The organism is Filomicrobium sp., assembly GCF_025698805.1.
Classification (GTDB): domain Bacteria; phylum Pseudomonadota; class Alphaproteobacteria; order Rhizobiales; family Hyphomicrobiaceae; genus Filomicrobium; species Filomicrobium insigne.
Genome location: NZ_JAILWT010000004.1, coordinates 525226 through 545086, shown reverse-complemented (window position 1 = coordinate 545086; position 19861 = coordinate 525226). Strand labels below are relative to the sequence as shown.

General features: G+C 63.7%; 21 protein-coding genes and 2 pseudogenes. 4 read left to right on the top strand and 19 right to left on the bottom strand.

Annotated features, from left to right (window positions below; translation table 11 throughout):
- The 6 genes and pseudogenes from K5845_RS13495 to trbB all read right to left on the bottom strand — a co-directional run.
- Window positions 1–86, bottom strand: a pseudogene (locus tag K5845_RS13495) (putative entry exclusion protein TrbK-alt); the annotation flags it as partial.
- A gap of 14 nt (window positions 87–100) precedes the next feature.
- Entirely contained in the window at window positions 101–883 is a 783-nt protein-coding gene (gene trbJ / locus K5845_RS13490) for a P-type conjugative transfer protein TrbJ (RefSeq protein ID WP_287959209.1), read from the bottom strand.
- A complete protein-coding gene (trbE, locus tag K5845_RS13485; RefSeq protein ID WP_287959208.1) occupies window positions 880–3336 on the bottom strand; it encodes a conjugal transfer protein TrbE in 2457 nt (818 codons plus the stop codon). The genes trbJ and trbE overlap by 4 nt, the downstream gene beginning before the upstream one ends.
- Before the next feature lie 10 nt (window positions 3337–3346).
- A complete protein-coding gene (locus tag K5845_RS13480) occupies window positions 3347–3628 on the bottom strand; it encodes a VirB3 family type IV secretion system protein (RefSeq protein ID WP_287959207.1) in 282 nt (93 codons plus the stop codon).
- Window positions 3628–3960: a TrbC/VirB2 family type IV secretion system protein gene (locus K5845_RS13475; RefSeq protein ID WP_287959206.1), complete on the bottom strand. Its 333-nt coding sequence runs from the start codon at window positions 3958–3960 to the stop codon at window positions 3628–3630. The genes K5845_RS13480 and K5845_RS13475 overlap by 1 nt, the downstream gene beginning before the upstream one ends.
- Window positions 3957–4952 (bottom strand): P-type conjugative transfer ATPase TrbB, encoded by a 996-nt coding sequence (gene trbB, locus K5845_RS13470; protein WP_287959205.1) that lies wholly within the window; start codon window positions 4950–4952, stop codon window positions 3957–3959. Before trbB ends, K5845_RS13475 begins: the two co-directional genes overlap by 4 nt.
- A 205-nt stretch (window positions 4953–5157) precedes the next feature.
- On the opposite strand from trbB, the gene K5845_RS13465 reads away from it, so the two are divergent.
- Complete coding sequence (locus tag K5845_RS13465; RefSeq protein WP_287959204.1) at window positions 5158–5673, top strand: shikimate kinase; 516 nt, start codon at window positions 5158–5160, stop codon at window positions 5671–5673.
- A gap of 29 nt (window positions 5674–5702) precedes the next feature.
- Here the strand turns inward: K5845_RS13465 and K5845_RS13460 are convergent, their stop codons facing one another.
- From K5845_RS13460 to K5845_RS13445, 4 genes are all read right to left on the bottom strand, one after another.
- Entirely contained in the window at window positions 5703–6158 is a 456-nt protein-coding gene (locus K5845_RS13460) for a CopG family transcriptional regulator (RefSeq protein ID WP_287959203.1), read from the bottom strand.
- A 10-nt stretch (window positions 6159–6168) separates the two neighbouring features.
- Window positions 6169–8157 (bottom strand): conjugal transfer protein TraG, encoded by a 1989-nt coding sequence (locus K5845_RS13455; RefSeq protein ID WP_287959202.1) that lies wholly within the window; start codon window positions 8155–8157, stop codon window positions 6169–6171.
- A 130-nt stretch (window positions 8158–8287) separates the two neighbouring features.
- Window positions 8288–9262 (bottom strand): LysR family transcriptional regulator, encoded by a 975-nt coding sequence (locus tag K5845_RS13450; RefSeq protein ID WP_287959201.1) that lies wholly within the window; start codon window positions 9260–9262, stop codon window positions 8288–8290.
- A gap of 36 nt (window positions 9263–9298) precedes the next feature.
- Window positions 9299–9991, bottom strand: coding sequence for a TetR/AcrR family transcriptional regulator C-terminal domain-containing protein (locus K5845_RS13445; protein ID WP_287959200.1), 693 nt, complete (start codon window positions 9989–9991; stop codon window positions 9299–9301).
- A gap of 173 nt (window positions 9992–10164) precedes the next feature.
- Here K5845_RS13445 and K5845_RS13440 point away from each other — a divergent pair, with 173 nt between their 5' ends.
- Window positions 10165–10737 (top strand): GNAT family N-acetyltransferase, encoded by a 573-nt coding sequence (locus K5845_RS13440; RefSeq protein WP_287959199.1) that lies wholly within the window; start codon window positions 10165–10167, stop codon window positions 10735–10737.
- Window positions 10738–10841: 104 nt separating this feature from the next.
- Window positions 10842–11162 (top strand): MazG-like family protein, encoded by a 321-nt coding sequence (locus tag K5845_RS13435; RefSeq protein ID WP_287959198.1) that lies wholly within the window; start codon window positions 10842–10844, stop codon window positions 11160–11162.
- 229 nt (window positions 11163–11391) lie between these two features.
- On the opposite strand, the gene K5845_RS13425 is transcribed toward K5845_RS13435, so the two are convergent.
- Window positions 11392–12867 carry an MFS transporter gene (locus K5845_RS13425; protein ID WP_287959197.1) on the bottom strand — a complete coding sequence of 492 codons (1476 nt, stop codon included), beginning with the start codon at window positions 12865–12867 and terminating at the stop codon, window positions 11392–11394.
- A gap of 80 nt (window positions 12868–12947) precedes the next feature.
- Here K5845_RS13425 and K5845_RS13420 point away from each other — a divergent pair, with 80 nt between their 5' ends.
- Window positions 12948–13502: a TetR/AcrR family transcriptional regulator gene (locus K5845_RS13420; RefSeq protein ID WP_287959196.1), complete on the top strand. Its 555-nt coding sequence runs from the start codon at window positions 12948–12950 to the stop codon at window positions 13500–13502.
- A 38-nt stretch (window positions 13503–13540) separates the two neighbouring features.
- Here K5845_RS13420 and K5845_RS13415 read toward each other — a convergent pair whose 3' ends face one another.
- From K5845_RS13415 to K5845_RS13385, 8 genes and pseudogenes are all read right to left on the bottom strand, one after another.
- Complete coding sequence (locus K5845_RS13415) at window positions 13541–14968, bottom strand: DUF3363 domain-containing protein (RefSeq protein WP_502814139.1); 1428 nt, start codon at window positions 14966–14968, stop codon at window positions 13541–13543.
- A pseudogene (locus K5845_RS21275) lies at window positions 14942–15298 on the bottom strand (relaxase/mobilization nuclease domain-containing protein); the annotation flags it as partial. The pseudogene K5845_RS21275 and the gene K5845_RS13415, both read right to left, overlap by 27 nt.
- Before the next feature lie 610 nt (window positions 15299–15908).
- Window positions 15909–16841, bottom strand: a complete 933-nt coding sequence (locus tag K5845_RS13410) for a lytic transglycosylase domain-containing protein (protein ID WP_287959195.1) — start codon at window positions 16839–16841, stop codon at window positions 15909–15911.
- Entirely contained in the window at window positions 16838–17173 is a 336-nt protein-coding gene (locus K5845_RS13405; protein WP_287959194.1) for a DUF736 domain-containing protein, read from the bottom strand. Before K5845_RS13405 ends, K5845_RS13410 begins: the two co-directional genes overlap by 4 nt.
- A gap of 33 nt (window positions 17174–17206) precedes the next feature.
- Window positions 17207–17752, bottom strand: a complete 546-nt coding sequence (locus K5845_RS13400) for a S26 family signal peptidase (protein ID WP_287959193.1) — start codon at window positions 17750–17752, stop codon at window positions 17207–17209.
- Window positions 17749–18267, bottom strand: a complete 519-nt coding sequence (locus K5845_RS13395) for a DUF2840 domain-containing protein (protein WP_287959192.1) — start codon at window positions 18265–18267, stop codon at window positions 17749–17751. Before K5845_RS13395 ends, K5845_RS13400 begins: the two co-directional genes overlap by 4 nt.
- A gap of 61 nt (window positions 18268–18328) precedes the next feature.
- Window positions 18329–19405 carry a replication initiator protein A gene (locus K5845_RS13390; protein WP_287959191.1) on the bottom strand — a complete coding sequence of 359 codons (1077 nt, stop codon included), beginning with the start codon at window positions 19403–19405 and terminating at the stop codon, window positions 18329–18331.
- Window positions 19406–19675 (bottom strand): helix-turn-helix transcriptional regulator, encoded by a 270-nt coding sequence (locus tag K5845_RS13385; protein WP_287959190.1) that lies wholly within the window; start codon window positions 19673–19675, stop codon window positions 19406–19408. It lies immediately after the preceding gene.
- Window positions 19676–19861: the final 186 nt, after the last annotated feature.

Below are 19861 nucleotides of genomic sequence, written 5' to 3'. Positions count from 1 at the left end.
TTCCGCGCCATGTCGATTGCGGTCACTGTCAAGGCAATCGCAACGAACACCACGGCCCCGAGCCGGGCCAGCATCTTGCCGTCCATGGCGAGCCTCCCGGTCAGTTGTTGCCGTTGTTGAACATCTGAGCGTTGCCGGGCTGGTAGCCGGTGCCGGGTGTCAGAAACCGCTCGCGCTGGATGCGGCCCTGTTCGGCGGCGGTCGCGCGCTCGGCCTCGGTCAGCGCGTCGGCCCGCCCGTTCGCCGAGATGAGCGCGATCAGGTCGGAAAGCTGCTGCGACTGAAGCGCAAGAAGCTGGTTGCCGGCCTGCGTGGCTTGCAGCGCCCCGGTCGCGCCCTGACTCTGGCCGACCAGCGCGGCCATCTCGGCGCGGTTGCTGTCGATATTGCCGACCGCGCCCGCCTGAACGCGCATGGCGTCCTGCAAGCCGCCGACCGTGTTCTCCCACCGGCTGCGCGCATCGGCGACAAGCTGGGCGTCGGTCGCCGAAAGCGAGACATTGCCGTATTGCTTCTGGAACGCTTGGTCGATCTGGCCGACCTCGAAGGCGATGTTCTGTGCCTGCCCGAGAAGCTGCTGCGTGCGCTGGACGCTTTGCTGGAGCTGCTGAAGCGACGAATGCGGCAGGCTCGCAAGGTTGCGGGCCTGATTGATGAGCATCTGCGCCTCGTTCTGGAGGCTCTGAATCTGGTTGTTGATCTGTTCGAGCGTGCGCGCGGCGGTAAGCAGGTTTTGCGCATAGTTGGTCGGGTCATAGACGATCCGGCCGAAGCCGAATTGCGCATGGGCCGGGCCTGCCAACATGGGCGAAAGCGCGACTGGCACGGCGAGAACCGCCGCCGCGATTAGAGCGGCACGAGGGGTTGGGAAACGGATAATCATTGTGTGGACTCCTTTTCAGGCTGGGGGATGAGATTGGTGAGGTTCGGGATCAGTTCGGCGGCCCAATCGACGCCGCGCTCGCGCAGCCATGCGGCGAGGAAGCCGTCGCGGCCGTGTTCGGCGATGATTTGTGCAATGAGCGTCTGGTCGGATTTGGCCGATGCGGCGCAGAGCGCGAGGCCGACTTCGGACAGGCCAAGCTCGAACAGACGATTGCCGCTCCGCGACTGGCAGTAATAATCCCGCTTGGGCGTGGCCCGTGCGAGGATTTCGATCTGGCGCTCATTGAGGCCGAAGCGGCGGTAGATGGCCGTGATCTGCGGCTCGATGGCCCGCTCGTTCGGCAGCAAGAGTCGCGTCGGGCAACTCTCGATGATGGCCGGCGCAATGTTGCTGCCGTCAATGTCGCTGAGGCTTTGCGTGGCGAAGATGACGCTGGCGTTTTTCTTGCGCAGCGTTTTCAGCCATTCGCGGAGCTGGCCGGCAAACCCTTCGTCGTCCAGCGCAAGCCAACCCTCGTCGATGATGAGCAGCGTGGGGCGACCGTCGAGCCGGTCGCCGATCCGATGGAACAGATAGGCGAGCACGGCCGGGGCCGCGCCGGTCCCGACAAGGCCCTCGATCTCGAACACCTGCACGTCCGCCGATCCCAAATGCTCTGTCTCGGCGTCGAGCAGTCGGCCATAGGCACCGCCGACGCAGAACGGACGGAGCGCCTGTTTCAGATCGTTGGATTGCAGCAGCACCGCAAGGCCGGTGATGGTGCGTTCTTCGACCGGCGCGGAAGCGAGCGAAGTCAGCGCCGTCCAAAGGTGTTCCTTGACCTCGGGCGTGATCGCCAGCCCCTCGCGCATGAGGATGGCCGCAATCCAGTCCGCCGCCCATGCGCGTTCATAGGTATCGTGGATGCGGGCAAGCGGCTGGAGCGAGACGGACGCCTCGTCCCCTTCTGTCAGCCCGCCGCCGAGGTCGTGCCAGTCGCCCCCCATGCCGAGCGCGGCGGCGCGGATCGAACCGCCGAAGTCGAAAGCGAAAACCTGCGATCCCGCATAGCGCCGGAACTGCAAGGCCATGAGCGCCAGCAGCACGGATTTTCCCGCGCCTGTGGGGCCGACGACAAGGGTGTGCCCTACGTCGCCGACATGGAGACTTAGCCGGAACGGGGTTGAGCCTTCGGTCTTTCCAAAGAGCAAGGGTGGTGCATCGAAATGCTCGTCCCGTTCCGGCCCCGCCCACACCGCCGAAAGCGGGATCATGTGGGCGAGATTCAAAGTGCTGATGGGCGGCTGCCGCACGTTTGCGTAGGCATGGCCCGGCAGCGAGCCGAGCCATGCGTCAACCGCGTTGACGCTCTCGGGCATGGCGGTGAAGTCGCGGCCCTGAACGATCTTCTCGACCAGGCGCAGCTTCTCTTGCGCCACGCGCGGGTCGGCATCCCAAACGGTGACGGTGGCCGTAACATAGGCCATGCCCGCCACGTCCGCCCCAAGCTCCTGCAACGCCATGTCGGCGTCGAGCGCCTTGTTGGCCGCGTCGGTGTCCACAAGGGCGGACGCCTCGTTCGTCATGACCTCTTTCAAGATCGCCGCGACGCTCTTGCGCTTGGCGAACCATTGGCGACGGATGCGGGTCAGCAGCCGGGTCGCATCGGTCTTGTCGAGCAGGATCGCGCGCGTGCTCCACCTGTAGGGGAACGGCAGCCGGTTCATCTCGTCCAGCAGGCCCGGCGTCGTCGCGGTCGGGAAACCGACGATGGTCAGGATGCGCAGGTGTGCATCGCCAAGGCGTGGCTCCAGCCCGCCGGTCAATGGCTGGTCGGCAAGCAGCGCGTCGAGGTGCATCGGCACCTCGGGCACGCGAACCCGATGCCGGTTGGTCGAGATAGTGGAATGAAGATAGGTCAGCGTCGCGCCGTCATCCATCCAACGGCATTCGGGCATGAAGCCGTCGAGCAAGGCCAGCACGCGGTCGGTGCGGTCGATGAAGCCGCGCAGCAGTTCCCACGGGTCCACGCCGGTTTTTTCGCGGCCCTCATAGAGCCATGTTTCCGCGCGGGCGGCTTCCTCGGCCGGCGGCAGCCAGAGGAAGGTCAGGAAGTAGCCGGACACGAAATGCACGCCCGCTTCCTCGAACCCGGCTTTCCTTTCTGCATCGACCAGCGCGGATGCGGCATCGGGAAACATGCTGTCGGGATAGGTCGCGGCGTCGCTGCGTTGCGCCTCGACGAAGATGCTCCAGCCAGAGCCGAGACGGCGCAGGGCGTTGTTGATGCGGCCGGCGACGGCGACCAGCTCGGCGGCGACAGCGGAATCCAGATCGGGACCGCGAAACTTCGTCGTCCTCTGAAAGCTGCCGTCCTTGTTCAAGACGACGCCCGAACCAACCAATGCGGCCCATGGCAGATAATCAGAGAGGCGGGCGGCGGTGCGGCGGTATTCAGTGAGGTTCATCATGGCTGCGCCCTCACACCGACAGAAAAGCCGGGATGCGGAGATGCCGCCGCCCGACCTCGACGAATTGGGGATCGCGTTTTGCCGCCCATACCGCCGCGAAATGGCCGATGGCCCATACGGCGAGGCCGACCAGCCAAAGGCGCAGGCCGAGACCCACGGCCCCGGCCAGCGTGCCGTTCAGAATCGCGATGGCGCGTGGTGCGCCGCCGAGCAGGATATGCTCGGTCAATGCCCGATGGACCGGGACAGAAAATCCCGGCACCGCGTCGAGTTGTTCGAAGCCGCCCGCCATCAGATTAGCGCCCCGCCGCCGAACGAGAAGAACGACAGGAAGAAGCTCGACGCCGCGAAGGCGATGGACAGACCGAATACGATCTGGATCAGCTTGCGGAAGCCGCCGCCCGTATCGCCGAAGGCCAAAGTCAGGCCGGTCACGATGATGATGATGACGGCGATGATCTTGGCGACCGGCCCCTCGATGGACTGGAGGATGCTTTGGAGCGGCGCTTCCCACGGCATCGACGAACCGGACGCATGGGCGGCCGGGGCAAGCATGAAGCTGATGAGAAGGGTGGATGCGGCCGTCGCGGCGAAGCGATAGCCGCGCGAAATCGTGCGGATCATGAAGATTCTCCTGTGCTGGTGGGGATTGCCAAAGGGCTGGGATGCGTGATGCGGTAGTCGCCGTCCGGCCCCAGCCCCTCGACGCGGGCGAGTTCGGCCAGCCGGCGCGCGGAACCGCGCCCGGAAAGGACGGTAACAAGGTTGATGGTCTCGGCGATCAGCGCGCGCGGGACGGTGACGACAGCCTCTTGAATGAGCTGTTCAAGCCGGCGCAGCGCGCCGATGCCGGTGCCGGCATGGATGGTGCCGATCCCGCCCGGATGCCCTGTGCCCCACGCTTTCAGAAGATCGAGGGCTTCGGGGCCGCGCACCTCGCCGATGGGGATGCGATCCGGGCGCAGGCGCAGCGAGGAACGGACCAGATCGGAAAGCGTCGCCACGCCGTCTTTTGTCCGCATCGCCACAAGATTGGGCGCGGCGCATTGCAGTTCGCGGGTGTCCTCGATGATGACGACGCGATCCGCCGTCTTCGCCACCTCAGCGAGCAGCGCATTGGTCAGCGTGGTCTTGCCGGTGCTGGTGCCGCCCGCGACCAGGATATTAGCGCGGGATGCAACGGCAGCGCGTAACGTCGCGGCCTGATCGGCGGACATGATGCCCGCCGCCACATAGTCGTCGAGCGTGAACACCGCGACGGCGGGCTTGCGGATGGCGAAGGCCGGCGCTGCGACGATGGGTGGCAGCAGGCCCTCGAACCGCTCGCCGCTCTCGGGCAACTCCGCCGAGACGCGCGGGCTGCGGATGTGAACCTCCGCGCCAACATGATGCGCGACCAGCCGCACGATGCGTTCGCCATCGGCGGCGGACAGGCGCTCGCCTGTGTCGGACAATCCTTCGGACAGACGGTCGATCCACAACCGACCGTCCGGGTTTAGCATCACCTCGACCACGGCCGGGTCTTCGAGCAGCCGGGTGATTGCGGGGCCGAGCGCGGTGCGCAACATGCGCGCGCCACGCTGGATCGCTTCTGGTCTGTGGTGGTTGGTGGTCATGTCGGCCCCGGCTTCTGGCGGGGCGCAACTGAGGTCCCCGTATCGGGATCGATTAAAAGAGCCTGAAATCTGGCCTATTCAACAAGTATCTAGCTCGGTGCGGTGATCGGCGGCTATCGGCGGTAAATAGGATAGTCGCGTGTTGCTACTACGCAGTGTCTGAATGATAATCGAACATTGTTCCGCCAACAGAGAAGTATACAGAATGCCGTGGTCTATCGTCGCCTTCGAAGGCCCGATTGGGGTCGGAAAAACAACATTGGGTCGGGCCGTGTCTGAGCGGTTGAACGTCGGCTTCATCGACGGCGATGATTATTCTGCGCCCGGGCCTTGGCTTCGCTCCAGTTTGCAAACAAGCCGCCGGATTGTCACCGCCTGCGAGGAACAGCTTCAAAGCCATCCAGCAGTCATCGTGGCCTACCCACTCAGGTGCACTAACTGGGTTTTCTACAGAGAGACATTCCGGCGGCGTGGGATAGCTTTCCATTGCATCAGCTTGACCGCCGATCTCGTGCATATCTCTCGGCGCGCCCGTATTCTGAACCCAGAAGAGCTTTCCAGAGCATCTGAGATGCTTGTCCAAGGGTATGGCAACCGCCATTTTAGCGATATCGTTGTTCGCACCGATGAGTTCGGTTTCGATCTGACCTGCGATCTCCTCGTCGACAAAGTTGCCAATCTAGTGGCAAGGCCAAGCGATTGGGCTGCAAGGGTCCTGTAGGAGTTCAAAGCAAAAGAGTTATTTCGGGTCTAGTCAGTTTGACTGTCCTGTGACGCCTCTCCTGGCGCGTCCCGCGACAGCTCTTTCAAGAACCTGTCGCCTGTCGCGAGCCGCCGGCCGAGGGTTTGCATGAAGCCCTCGAACCGCTGCGCGCCTTTGGCGCGGGCAGCGGATTGTGCGGCTCCCGTAAGCGGCGGCGTGATGGTCATCCAGAAATGGATGAACTGCGCGACCGTCTCGCCGAGGACGGCGAGGTCCAGGTCGAGCGTGTCGATCTGGCGGCCGAGCTTGTCCAGGCGGCGCGACATGGCAGCTTCGAGCTGGTCGTCGGCATCGCCGGACAGGTAGGACATGACCGCCGCCTCCACGATGGCGGATTTCGAGACATTGCGGCGCAACGCCACCGAGCGACGCAGCGCCATCGCCTCGATCTGCGGAATGAGCGCGGGGTCGAAATAGATATTCAGGCGGGTGCGTGTGGTCATGGGCGTGTCCTCAAAGCTCGATGCCGTCGTCAGGGTTCATGGCGACCTGCCGTGCCACCATCCTCATGCGCTGGCGCATGGCGCGGGCCTTGGCCGAGTCAACGTCCTGTTCATCGTCTAGAAACTCGAACTCTTGTTCGGGCAACGGCGGCGGTGTGACGATTTCCTCTTGGCTTGGCAATTCCGGCTCGCGGCGGATGCCGGCATTGGCCGGATCGCCCTCGACTCCGTTTCCGGCGGCTGGCGCGGAATGGCTTTCCGCCGCGACCACACGGCCGGACCAGTCATCGGCGGATGGGCTGGGCGCCAACGGTGCTGTGGAAAGATCGGGAGGGGTCAGGATGCGTTCCTGAAACCGTGCATCCTCGAAATAGCGGGCCTTGGTCGCGCGGATCGGCGGCGTGCCAGCAACCATGACGATTTCATCGGTGGGCGGAAGCTGCATGATTTCGCCCGGCGTGAGCAGCGGCCGGGCCGTCTCCTGCCGGGAAACCATCAAATGCCCGAGCCATGGAGCCAGTCTGTGCCCGGCATAGTTGGTGGAATCGCGCAGCTCGGTTGCGGTGCCGAGCGCATCGCTCACCCGCTTGGCGGTGCGCTCGTCGTTGGTGGCGAAGCTGACGCGCACATGGCAGTTGTCGAGGATCGCGTTGTTTGGCCCATAGGCACGCTCGATCTGGTTGAGGCTCTGCGCGATCAAAAAGCTCTTGAGGCCGTAGCCAGCCATGAAGGCCAAGGCGGACTCGAAAAAATCCAACCTGCCCAATGCCGGAAACTCGTCGAGCATCAACAGCAAGCGATGGCGCTTGCCGGAGTTGGTCAAGTCCTCGGTCAACCGCCTGCCGATCTGGTTGAGGATCAGGCGGATGAGCGGTTTCGTGCGGTTTATGTCGGATGGCGGCACGACCAGATAGAGCGTGACGGGCTGGCGGCTGCCGACCAGATCGGCAATGCGCCAATCGCAGCGTGCCGTCACCCGCGCCACCACGGGATCGCGGTAGAGGCCGAGAAACGACATGGCGGTGGAGAGCACGCCAGACCGTTCGTTCTCGGACTTGTTCAGCAGCTCGCGGGCCGACGACGCGATGACGGGATGAACGCCAGCCTCGCCGAGATGCGGCGTGTCCATCATGGCGCGCAAGGTCGCCTCGACCGGGCGGCGCGGATCGGACAGGAAATTGGCGACGCCCGCCAAGGTCTTGTCCTTCTCCGCATAGAGAACATGCAGGATCGCGCCGACCAGAAGCGAATGGGAAGTCTTTTCCCAATGGTTGCGCTTGTCGAGGCTGCCTTCGGGATCGACCAGAATATCCGCGATATTCTGAACGTCCCTGACTTCCCATTCCCCTTGCCGGACCTCCAGCAGCGGGTTGTAGGCAGACGATCTGGCGTTCGTGGGATCGAACAGCAGCACGCGACCATGCTTCGCGCGAAAGCCCGCTGTCAGCGTCCAGTTCTCGCCCTTTATGTCGTGGACGATGCAGCTTCCCGGCCATGTCAGCAGCGTCGGCACCACCAGCCCGACGCCTTTGCCGCTGCGCGTCGGGGCGAAGCATAGGACATGTTCAGGACCATCATGGCGCAGATAGTCCCGGTCGTATCGGCCGAGCAGGACGCCATCGGGGCCGAGCAATCCCGCCGCGCGGATTTCCTTATCCTCGGCCCATCGCGCGGAGCCGTATGTGGCGACGTTGCGTGCTTCCCGCGCCCTGATGATCGACATGAAAATGGCGGCGGCGATAGCGAGGAAACCGCCCGATACCGCGATGATACCGCCCTCGACGAAGATCGCGGGCGCATAGGCGTCGAACGAAAACCACCACCAGAAGAAGGCCGGGGGGTAATGGACTGGCAGGCCCGCCAGCTCGAACCATGGTGCTCCAAGCTGCGGCTGAAAGCCGAGGCGGAACGCCGTCCATTGCGTCGCTGCCCACACCATCACCAGAACGATGGTGAAGACGACAGCGATTTGACCCCAAAGGATTCGGCCTCCGCGCAATGCAGGCTCCAGTCGGCAAAAGAGACGGAGCCAATCAGAGAGTAGGCAAAATCGGGATAGGCAACAGGAAAGCGGTTGCTGGAGGGCTGCCGGATACTATCGGCGGCAAATAGGACGGATTCCCTTCACGCTATCCGGCCGAGTGGCCGCCGTCGCGCAACTGGCCGGACGAATCGCCCCAACGGTTCATCCGGCCTGCAAGGTTGAGCAGGTTGCGGAGCGCGGCGCTGCGATTGAACGGCGACCAGACGGCGGTAAAGGCAACCGGCTCTGGTTCATCCCCAAAAGGTAGGAAGACGATTCCGGTCGTCGGCAGCAGCGCCGTGGCCGCGCCGACGATGGTTATGCCGAAGCCCTGTCCTACCATGGACAGCATTGTTCCACGCTCCACGTCGAAGCGCAGGATCGACGGCGCGGGCCAGCGTCCGGCATGGCGCAGCACGATATGGTCATGAACCTGCGGGCCAGTGCCGCCATAGCGGACAAGGAAGGTCTCGCCGGCCAGATCGGTCCATGTGATTGCCGACTGCCCGGCAAGGCGATGTTGTTCCGGCAGCACCGCCACCAGCGGTTCGGTCCAGATCGGGCGAGTATGGCAGTCGGGCAGATCGGGCGTGCCGGCGACAAACGCCACGTCCAGCCGGTCGGCGCGAAGCTGCATGACCGCATCGCGGGCCGTTCCTTCGGTCATCTCGACCTCGATGCCGGGATGGTCTTCCCGGTATTGCGCGATCAGATCGGCAAGGAAGCTGCCGGGGATCAGGGCATGGATGCCGATGCGCAGGCGTCCCCATTTCCCGGCCGCCGTCATGCTTGCGGTCTTCACCGCATGGTCAAGCTGATCGACGCCGGCAGCTATCCGCTCGACGAAGTGGCGTCCGGCTTCGGTCAGTCGCACGCCCCGAGCATGACGCTCGAACAGGAGGACGCCAAGGTCTTCCTCCAGCGCCTTCACGCGGGCGCTGACACTGGATTGCGCCACGCCGAGCGCGCTGGCGGCGTGGCGGAAGTTCAGATATTCGGCGACGGCAAGTGTCTGGATCAACGATGCGAGAGGAATGCGCGAACCGAGTGAGGTCGGCGTCCCCCACTGACGGTCGATCATTGATACTTTATGTCGCCGCCGCATCTTCTCGCCACCTCATAAGGCGGCGAAGGAACGGATTATCCAGCTCAATCCGCGAGAAAAGCTTTCATCCCAGTCGTCGGGTTCACCTTCGATCTGTGATGAGAGGGACGGATACTTGGCCGCATTTTCCCGAAGAAAAGAGGCAACACGGGCGCGGGTTGCCGATTCATTTCCCGCTTGCCACGCTACTTGCGTGGCAAGCGATCCGAGCATGAAGTTCGAGAGCGTATATCCCGCATGGATAACTTCAACCTCCGACAAGCCCGTTCTAATGAGGGTCGCGCGAAGATGCTCGGATCGAGCCAAGGCATTAGGGCCGAGCAAGGGCCGGAAGCCAAACAGACTCGTTGACCAAGGATGCCGTAGAAGCGTCTGCCGCCAGTCTGTCAGAAAGCGGACCAGTTCCTTGTCCCATTCCAAAGCCTCTGTCGGAAGCGGAATCTCCCCGAGAACACTATCCAGCGCGAGTTCAAGCACATCATCGCGTGTCTCAACATGCCAGTAGAGTGATGTAGCGCCTGCGTTCAATCGTGCCGCCAGCTTGCGGATGGTCAGCCCGTTTTGGCCCTCGGAGTCGAGAATCTCGATGGCTGCTTGGACGATGCGCTCTCGTGTCAGTGCCGGAACGTCGCGCGAACGCTTGGGCGGTTTTAGCCAGATCGTCGGCGAGCCATGGTCCGTTTTCGATGATCCGGCTTTCGCCATTACCCCCTCCGACAGCCTTGACAGTCAAACACATCGTAGTGCATCACTCTATCAATCGAACACTGTTCGAGTCAATGGATCGGCGATCCTTTACGCATTGGCACTAGGCGCAGCGAAAGCCCGCGATGGGTTGCGCCGAGGCTGAATCAATCCAACCAACAGCGGAGGCAAGAATGGGCAATCCGAAGGGCGCTCTGGACTTATCGGCAGATCGAGATTTTCTCGCGGTTTTGCCGATCTCGGATGGGGTGGTGACGATCAGAGCCATGTCGGATGCAGACGCGGAAGCCTACGCTGCCGGGACAAACGATGCTCTGGTCAAGCATTTCGCTCACTTGCCGTTGGAAGAATATACGCCGCAAGTTGTTCGTGACATGATCCAAGGGGCGATTGCAGCCGGTCTGCGCGATGGAACCTTGGCCGTCCTGACAATTTCCGACGCAGGTTCAGATTCATTCCTTGGCAGTCTGGTGATCTTTGACGTCAAGCCAGATGATGCGGAAATTGGCTATTGGGTAGCACCTGAGCATCGTGGCCGAAGGGTGTCAGGCCACGCGCTTACGCTGGCCAAGGACATGGCCCGCAAGCTGCGCCTGAAAAAACTTCGCGCGAGAACGGTTCAGGAAAACCCCGCGTCTGAGAAAGTTCTTCTCCGCGCCGGGTTTAAACAGTTGGGCGAAGCCCGGCCGGAGATTGTTCCTTCCGGCAAGACCGAAATGAGCGTGAACTATCTCGCCGATCTGTGAGCAGGATGGCAGCATCTAGCTGCCTCTCCGACTGCCCGCGACGCCAAGCTATCTTGCATCCCGAGAGAGTGTTTTCGGCCGATATAATCGAAAGAGAGGTCAGCATGACAATTTCAGATGTCGGCCATTTCCTAGAAAGTCACGGCCTCATTTGCAGTCCAGAACATCGGCTTCTTGACCTGTCGAGTGAGCTTGGTGAGGTCTGCAAAGAGGTTTTGAAATCGTCAAACTACGGAGCCGCCAAACCTTCCGTTACACCCGCGCTTATCGAGGAAATTGGTGATCTGCTTTTTTGTGTGCATGCACTTGCCATCGAGTGCGGCCTCGATCCTAACGAAACGCTTAGAAGCACCCTCCGAAAGTATGAAGCTCGCGCGAGAGAAAAAGGTCATATCGGCTCGGATACCCACGACGCTGGCGCGTGAAATCTTTTCGCCCCTTGCCGGGGTAAGGCTAAAGCTCCAATCGCCTTTGCCACTAACTCCGCCCCGATACAGAGTCGCCTTGTACAATGTCCGTCAACTTGCCTGCGAGGTCGAGCAGGTTGCGGAGCGCGGCGTTGCGATTGAACGGCGACCAGATGGCCGAGAAAGGAATCGGCCCCGGCTCATCGGCAAAGGGTAGGAAGACCATGCGGGTTTTGTCGGAGTTCCGTCATCGCTGAGGCCGCGTATGCCACACGAACGCCGCGACAATAGCCAAACATAGGATCGCTGCGACGATGACGCCGGTAAACGCTTGGTCGAACGCCAAGCGCGCTAGTGCGCTAACCTCAACAGCGTCATCCACCGGAAGGCGTGACGCCAGCATGAGTGCTTCGTCGAGGCTGTCTAGTGCTTGGGGTGCAATCTCAATCTGGCCGGGAAGGACGAGCGAGCGGGTGTAGAGGAAAGAAATCAGGCTGCCGAGAAGCGCAATTCCTAGCGCCCCACCAAGCTCATAGGAGACTTCCTCAACCGAGGCTGCCATCCCTGCTCGCTCCTCCGGGGCAGAGAGCATGATTGCACTTGAGGCTGCCGTCATGGCAGCGCCGATGGCGAAGCCCATGACCGCGAGCGGCAGAATCCACATCGTTGGTTCGTGATCGCGGACAAGGAGAAACGCGGCCAAGGCAAGGGCAGTCAGTATTAGCGTCCCCGACAAAATATGGCTCGGCGCGACATAGGGCAGAACCAGACCCGCCAGCGGACCAGCCACGAAGGCTGCAAGCGGAATAGGCAAGATGAGAAGTCCCGCCTGCAAGGGTGAATATTCGAGAACTAGCTGTAGGCGCTGGCTGAACACCAGTTCGACGCCGACAATGACAGCAGAAGCGATCATCGCCGTTGCCACACCAGCGGAGAAGCGCGGATTTGTGAACAGGGAAAAGTCGATCAGCGGTGTCGCGCTACTGCGTTGCCGCTGCACGAAAAGGGCGAGCGCTGCCGTGCCAATCAATCCACTGGCGACAACCATAGCCCATGACGGGCTCTGCCTGCTTGCCTCTTTTACCGCGTAAACAACGCCGATGAGCCCGATCATCACCTGAACGGAACCGAACAAATCCCAATGCCGGCTGGGATCACCGGCTCTGGCGGGTAACAGCAGCTTGCCAGCTACCAAAGCTATCAGCACAACCGGAACGTTGATGAGGAAGACAGACCCCCACCAGAAGTATTCGAGCAGCAGGCCGCCCACTACGGGGCCGAGTGCGGCTCCGCCCGATGCCACGGAGGCCCAAACGCCAATGGCGAAAGCGCGCTCCTTCTCATCCGTGAAGGTGAGCCGTATGATCGATAACGTGGCAGGCATCATCATCGCCGCACCGACCGCGAGCACCACGCGCCACGCTATCAGCATCGGGGGAGACGGTGCCAAGGCCGCACCAAGCGAGGCCGCTCCAAAGACAACGAGGCCGGCGAGGAACATCCGCCTGTGACCGAGCTTGTCGCCAAGCGTGCCCAGCCCCGGCAAGAGACCTGCAACGATTAGAGGATAGGCGTTGACGATCCACAATTTCTCGTTGGCAGTCGCGCCAAGCGCGAGCGTGAGCGTCGGCAGCGCCGTATACAACACAGTCATGTCGATAACGATCAGAAGAAGGGCGCTGGAGACGATGGCTAGTACGGGCCAGCGGTTGCGGTCGGCCATCTGCGGCGTCCTTTAAGTAGCGTGGTTGCAATTTCGCTTACATGATATAAATACGGTCGTACAAAAAGGGAAGGGTTGGAATGGTCGGACGCCCCCGTAGTATTGACAGGGACAAGGTTTTGGATGCGGCCGAAGCCATCGTCACGCGATTGGGTGCAGGTGCCCTGAGCTTCGACTCCGTGGCGAAGGAAGCGGGCGTCACCAAGAGCGGCGTGCAATACTGCTTCGGCACGAGGGACAATCTGATCCGATCAATGGTGGATCGCTGGGGCACAAACTTCGAGCGCGAGGTTATCGCCCGCGCAGGCGACGACACATCCCCGCGCTCTGTGATCCGTGCGCATCTGGAAGCCACGCGCGATAGCGACGAGGCGGAGTATTCCCGTTCGGCCGTGATGATGATCGCGCAATTGCAGCACCCCGATCAGATTGCGGCCACGCGCAAATGGTTCACAGACCGACTCTCGCCGCTGGACTTGGCCGATTCCGATGACAAAGAGGCGGCACTGGCCCTTTTGGCAGGAGAAGGCGCGTTTATGCTGCGCGCATTGGGTCTCGTCGATTTAGACGAGGCAAAGTGGGACACTCTGTTTACGGAGTTGCTTTCGAAGATCGGAAAGCGCAATTCCGACTAAAATTCTTAACGCGCCGCCGAGAAATTCTTCTCCGAAGACTATCGATCCAACCCCCTCTGCCGCCCCAACTGCCACGACACCGATCCGCCCTGCACGACGCCCATGACCTCGCGGCCGAGCTGGCGGTCGATGACCGGCCGCCACGGGACAAGGGTGAACTCATGGGATTTCTCGACCACGGCGAACTTGCCGCTCGATAGCTGCACGGTGCCAGTGAACTTGCCGCTCACGTTATCGCCGTCCGTGGCAGCACGGAACGGTAGTCCCGTTCTCTCGGCCACCTCCGCGCCGACGCGGGCCACCTCACGCTCGCGCAGGGTGGCGAGAAGGCTACGCCGATAGAAGATACGGCCGTTCCGTGCTCGGGTGGCGTCGCCCTGTTCGATGTGATGCTCGCGGCGCTGGTCCATGGCCTCGCGCACCTGCTGGCCGAAGCCGGTCGGCGCAAGGTCGGCCGTCTCGCCATGAACCAATCGCCGGTCCAGCCAGGTCGCGCCATCCGAACCGATTTGCCTTTGCAGACCGACCGGGGAAAGCACGCGAACGCTGGCCTGCCGGTCACGGCTGGCGTCATAGGCGGCGGCGCGGCTCTCGATATCGTCGGGGATGCGCCATTGGTCGGCGTCGATCCGCTCCACGATCCCGGCGCGGCGCAGCGCCTCCAGCCGGCGGACATGGGCATCGACATAGCCCTCATAGTCGCCGCCCTGAACGCGGCCCTCGAATTTCGCCTGCTCCAGATGATGGCTCGGCCGATAGATGCCGTCCTCTGCAATGGCCGTGATGGTGCGGTCGGACGGCCGGGCCGTCGCCTCGGCCGGGCCGATCTGGATGACGCTGCCGATGCGGGCGTCCTCCAGCCGCTCGGGCGCGATGCCGGCGATGTGGTGCGTGCGGCCGTCGATCCCGTCCACCACAACGGTCAGGTTCTCGCCCAGCTCGTCGGACAGATTCTTGTCCACGACGCAGCCCACGATGGGCGTCTCGGGCGCGCCGTCATGGATGTGGAAGCTCATGGGATCGCGTTCGCCACCCTGCGGGCCGAGCGCCTTCTGCATGGTGCGGATAATGTCGCTGCGCTCGCTCAGCTCGCGCAGGGCAGGCTCCGTGTCCTTGCTCAATTCCCAAACGCCGGGCGCGTGCTCGGTCGCCAGCCCCATCTTCTCCAGCTTACCGAGACGGCGCAGACGCAGCGTCCGCTCGAACTGCCGTCTAGGCGCTGCCGGTTCATGGCGAAGGTCGAGGAAACGGGCATCGGCTTCTTCGGCCATGGCGCTGTCGATCCGGGTGAAACGGTCTTGGTCAATTTCGGCCGACAGCTTGCGGGTCTGCTCGATCTCGGTGACGGGGCCGAGTTCGAGACTGGCAAGCTCGCTGGCGCGCTCGCGCAGGCCGGCGGAAAGATAGTCACCGTTGATGACTAGATCCCCGCCCGTGTCGTCGCGGCCGTTGACGACGACATGCACATGGGGATGGCCGGTGTTGTAGTGGTTGACGGCAACCCAATCGAGTTTCGTGCCGAGGTCGGCTTCCACCTGTTTCATGAAATCGCGAGTGTAGGCCGTGAGGTCCGACAGCTCCGCGCCGTCCTCGGGCGAAACGATGAACCTGAATTGATGGCGGTCGTCCTTGGCGCGATCAAGGAAGGCGTCGCCATCGGCGCGGTCCTCGGTGCCCGAATAGAGCTGGCCGCGCTCGCCATCGCGTGACGTGCCGTCGCGCTGGACATAGCGCAGATGCGCGCGGGCGCGACCGCCCTTCCACGCGGCCCGGACGCTGCGCTGCTTGACGATCACGCGGCGGCTGCCGGGCTGGCGGTGATGCCATTGGCCGGAGATGTTGCGGGCGCGCACGAAGCTCGCGCCCCGGCCGCGCTTCACGCCCTTGCCGCTGGCGACCACGGCACGGGACCGGCCCGGCGATGACGGGCGGGATGATGACGGCGGGGAATAGTCGCGGGAGGCTGGCGCCTGATGCCGCCGGGTGATCTTCCTGACCTGCGTGAGAAAGCTCTTGGTCTTGCCAGCCTTGGGCGTATCGGATCGGATGCGACCGGGCTTCGGACGGAAGCGGTTTTCGTCGTCGGCGCTCAAGGGCGCGACTCCGGCCAAAACCACCGAAAACGGGCCGATCTGTGCCTATGGTGCCGCTCGAAACCCCGCAAAGCCAAGGCTTTGCGCGAAATCGCGGCACGCGGCCCCTCAAAACCATGGTGCCGGAACCGGCCACCTAACCAGTGTGCAGACAACAATAATTTCCAGAAGCGGCCCGATATGGTGCCGTCTTCTTTAATCTTGCCCTCCGCCCTTTCTGTCTTTTCTGCCCCTCCTGCCGGGAATCCTGCCGGGCGCAAACCTGCCCGACCGGATTCCGAAACCAGCGCCGCCGAGCGCGGGAACGCCGCCCTCATGGCGTTCTCCCATCGCTGGCGCTCGCCACGAAAATGCTGCCGTCCTGCGGCTCCGCACGGGCGGGGTCGCGCGCCGGAACGGCAGCGCGGCCGTCGCCTGTTTGCACCTCGGACGGCGGCGCGACGGCAGCTCGCGTGTCGTCCGGGCGCATGACGAATAGCGGTGCCTCGCGCCAGTCGGGCGGCGGTGCCGGTGGTTGCAACGGCGCATCCGATGAAGCCGCGCCGCCAAGGATGGGGGCGAGCGCGGCGACATAAGCCCGCGTCTCGGCGGGAAGCGGGCGGCCCGTCGCGCGGTGCTCGTCGTAGCGGCCGGGGCCGGCGTTATAGGCCGCAAGCATCGCGCCGACATTGCCGTAGCGGTCGAACATCTCGCGCAGATAGGCCGTGCCTGCGAGGATGTTGTCGCGCGGGTCGTAGGGATCGCGGCCGAGGCCATGGCGGACGCGCAGGCCCGCCCATGTGTCGGGCATCACCTGCATCAATCCCATCGCCCCGGCCGACGAAATCGCGCGCACGTCGCCCGCGCTCTCGGCGCGCAGCACCGCGCGAATCCAGTGCTCGGGGATGGCGAAACGCTGCGACGCCTCGGCGATGTGCGCCGCATACGGATGGGCAGCGGCCGGGCGTTCGACCGGCACGGATTGCGCGACAGCGACGCCCGATCCGATGCAGACGGAAAGCGCCCCCGCCAGCAGCAGGACGGCATAATGCCATGCCGGCCTGTCTCCGCTTCGCCGCCAGCCTGCCAGCGTGCTCGCTGCGGTCAAGGGCAAGGCGCAAGCGCCGGTCGAGGGCCGCCCCTGACCTTCGCTGCGCGCGCCGGCCGTCCGGTGGCCGAGCGGGACGGAGGGATGAGACGGCTTTTCCGCGAACAAAGGGATGACGATCTTGGACCGGATGGCGGGCCGGACGCGCGCGGCCGTCATTCCTCGTCCTCGACTGTCCGGGGGTGCTTCCAACGCAAGGTCCAGACCGATGGATCGTCGTTGGACTGGAACAGCTCGGCGCGGATCGGGAACGGGAAGATCGGTCCCTCCATCCGCATCGACACGAAGTCGCCAGCGTTCTCGCTGGAGTCTTTCCATGCGGGGCCGGCGTCCGGGCCGTCCTCGCTATCGAGGCGCAAGCGATAGTCGGTCGCGTTTTTCACGTCGCTGGGCTTGGCCGGGACGATGAACAGCTTTTCGTGGAGGCCGAACGAATGAAGCTCCCCCGCATAGCCGGTTTCGGTGCGGGTGAAGGTGCCTATTTCTGCCATGGAAGTCTCCTGCGGTTGGTTTTGGGGGTGGTTTCAGTGCTTCGGCGCGCGCCACTCGTAGCGGCCGACGCCGTCCTCATCGGTCCAGAGCGGGACCGCTCGGCCGATGATGGAAGCTGCGGGGATGGGTCCGAAGTAACGGCCGTCGAGGCTGTCACGGACCTCCCAATTCATGAGGAAAAGCTGGCCGTCGCCGATGACGCGGCAGCCCTGCCAGACGGGCAGATCGCGGCCGAGGCTGTCGCGCTCCAGCGCCTCGCCCATCTCGATCCCGTTCACCGTGATCGTGCGGCCGGTGCGGCAAACCCGCTGTCCCGGCAGGCCCAAGACGCGCTTCAAGAGCGGGACGCCTCGCGCGACATAGCCGCGCTCCACCATGAAGGCGGCGAGCGGTTCGGGCGGCATGAAGGCGACCAGCTCGGGCACGTCGATCCGGTCCGCCGGCTCGACAGTATAGAATCCGACTGGCGCGCTGGCCGTGGCGTTCCAGAGGAGTTTCGTCGGCATCTCGACCGCGCTTGCGGCGGCGATGCCGATGACGGCGAGCGCCGTCACCGTGAGGGTGCGGCGGCGCGTCATGTGTCGATCCTACGGCGATGAAGCCATGCGGAATGTCGTTCGGGGGTGTAGGCGTGCGGCTCCAGATTGGCGGTCAAACGGTTGTGGACGTGCCGCCAGTGGTCCGGCGAGGCATCGGCCGGATCGAGACCGAGCGATTCCACGGCGTCGATAGCGGCAAGCGCGCGTTGCACCTTCGGCCAGCCATCAAGGCGCAACAGGATTTCGCCACCGGGGCGCACGAAGGGCAATGTCTGGAACGGCTCGCCCCGACCGATGGCCCGCACAATGTCGATGCGCGAAACGACAGTGCCGTGCTCGCCAGATGCCCAACGGACGAAGGCGAAGACGCTGCCCGGCGCGAAGCCGACGACGCTGCGGCGGCGGTCGATGATCTGTTCGTAGCTCTTGCGGCCGAAGCGTATCCAGTGCTCGACCTTGCGTTTCTCGAAGGTCAGCTCGACCAATGTTGTGAAGGGCGCGGGGCCGTTCGGCAGCGGACGGCCGTGCGCGCTGCGATGAGCGCGGCGGGTCATTGTTCATCTCCGGGGATGTGCTGGGGGCTGTGCGGGCGCGGGGCGGCATTCGCGGCGGCTGTCATGGCTCGCCCCTTTGGGCAGAACCGGCACCACGCTTCGCCTGCGCGCGCGTCAAAGAAAAAGAGTTAGATTCTCTGTTAGATAAGTTAGCGGCCGGATTCCGCTTTTCAGGCCAAAGCGTTAGCTGCGGTTCGTGCGCCTGATCTGCCGATAGTGATGCGCCTGATGTGCCGATACCCCGTGCGCCTGATCTGCCGATGGCATTAACAGGGTTATCAACAGTGCCTGTTGATGAGTTCCCGGGGCGGATACGTAGCAGCTCGCGGCCGTCTTCCCGCTCGATCTGGAGCAGGTAGCCGGGGAGCGGCTGGCGGGCCGCGATGCGGCGCAGGTCGAGCGCGAAGTCGGACGGCCGCGCCGCGCTGCCGGATTTCTGGTGAAGGTGCGCGACCTCGAAAATCCAGCCGTGGCGCTGGTGGCCGGCGTGCTTTCTGGCAACGCGATAAAGCCAACGCTCGATGCCGCCAGTCAGCCGGAAATAGGCCGGGTCGATGGTCAGGACTAGGGAACGGTCGATGACGCTGTTGTAGAACCATTCGGGCAGGACGAACTCCATGCCCTCGACGCGGCCGGCGCGCGTCGTCATTTCTTCCCACTCGTTGATCCATGAGAATTGCCGGCGACGCCAATGCGGGCCGTTGCGGATGGTGGTGGCGATGACCGTCGATTGCAGCCGCGCCAGCGCGGCTTTCAGAAGCCGGTATTGGTGATTGCCGGTCGGCCGCCCGATGGCGCGCAACAGATGGTAGGGGGTGAAGCGGACAAAGCGCGACGTGGTGAGGCCGTTGTTCTCGGCCGCAACGATCTGCGAGGCCGCCCATATCAGCACATCGGCGTCCCATATGGTCGCCATCCCGTGTTCGGGCATCCCGAACACCTGCACCTCTATGTCGGCAGCCCTGTAGAGAATCGGCTTGGTGCGCGGGGTCTTCGCCAGTGAGAAAAACGGCCGTTCCATCAAGTCGCGCTGGTCGCGCGGCGGCGCGTCGCCCGTTGCGACAACGAAGGGGTCTAGATGGCTGCGCTCGCTGTCCTCGGTCGGCTGCGCGGGGTCGTGATCGTCCTCGCGCAGCATCTAGCTGTCGCCCCGCTCTTCGGGCGTGAGGGGGCGCGCGGGAAAGACGGTGCCGGCGGTCTTGTCGCGGGTAGATTTGCGCTCGCCCCCCGCGCTCCAGTCTTCCAGATCGCGGACGGTGTAGAGGACGCGACCGCCGACCTTGCGATAGGTCGGGCCGGTTCCGTAGGTGCGATGTTTCTCAAGGGTGCGGACGGATATGCCGAGGAAGCGCGAGGCTTCCTTGGTGCGCAACAGGCGCGGCGGCAGGCCCGCAAGCGGGTTGGGCATAAATCACCTCCAGTCGGGATTGGGCTGCCGGGGGCGGCAGCGGACTGTGGCGAACCATGGAGAGGGATCGGCGGCGCGTAGCGTGCCGCATTTGCGCCTATGCGCTGGCGGCACCCCCTTAAGGGGGTGCCGCGCGGCGAATTGGTGTGGGATTTCAGCGGCTCACCGCCTGCCTAGCCGATAGGC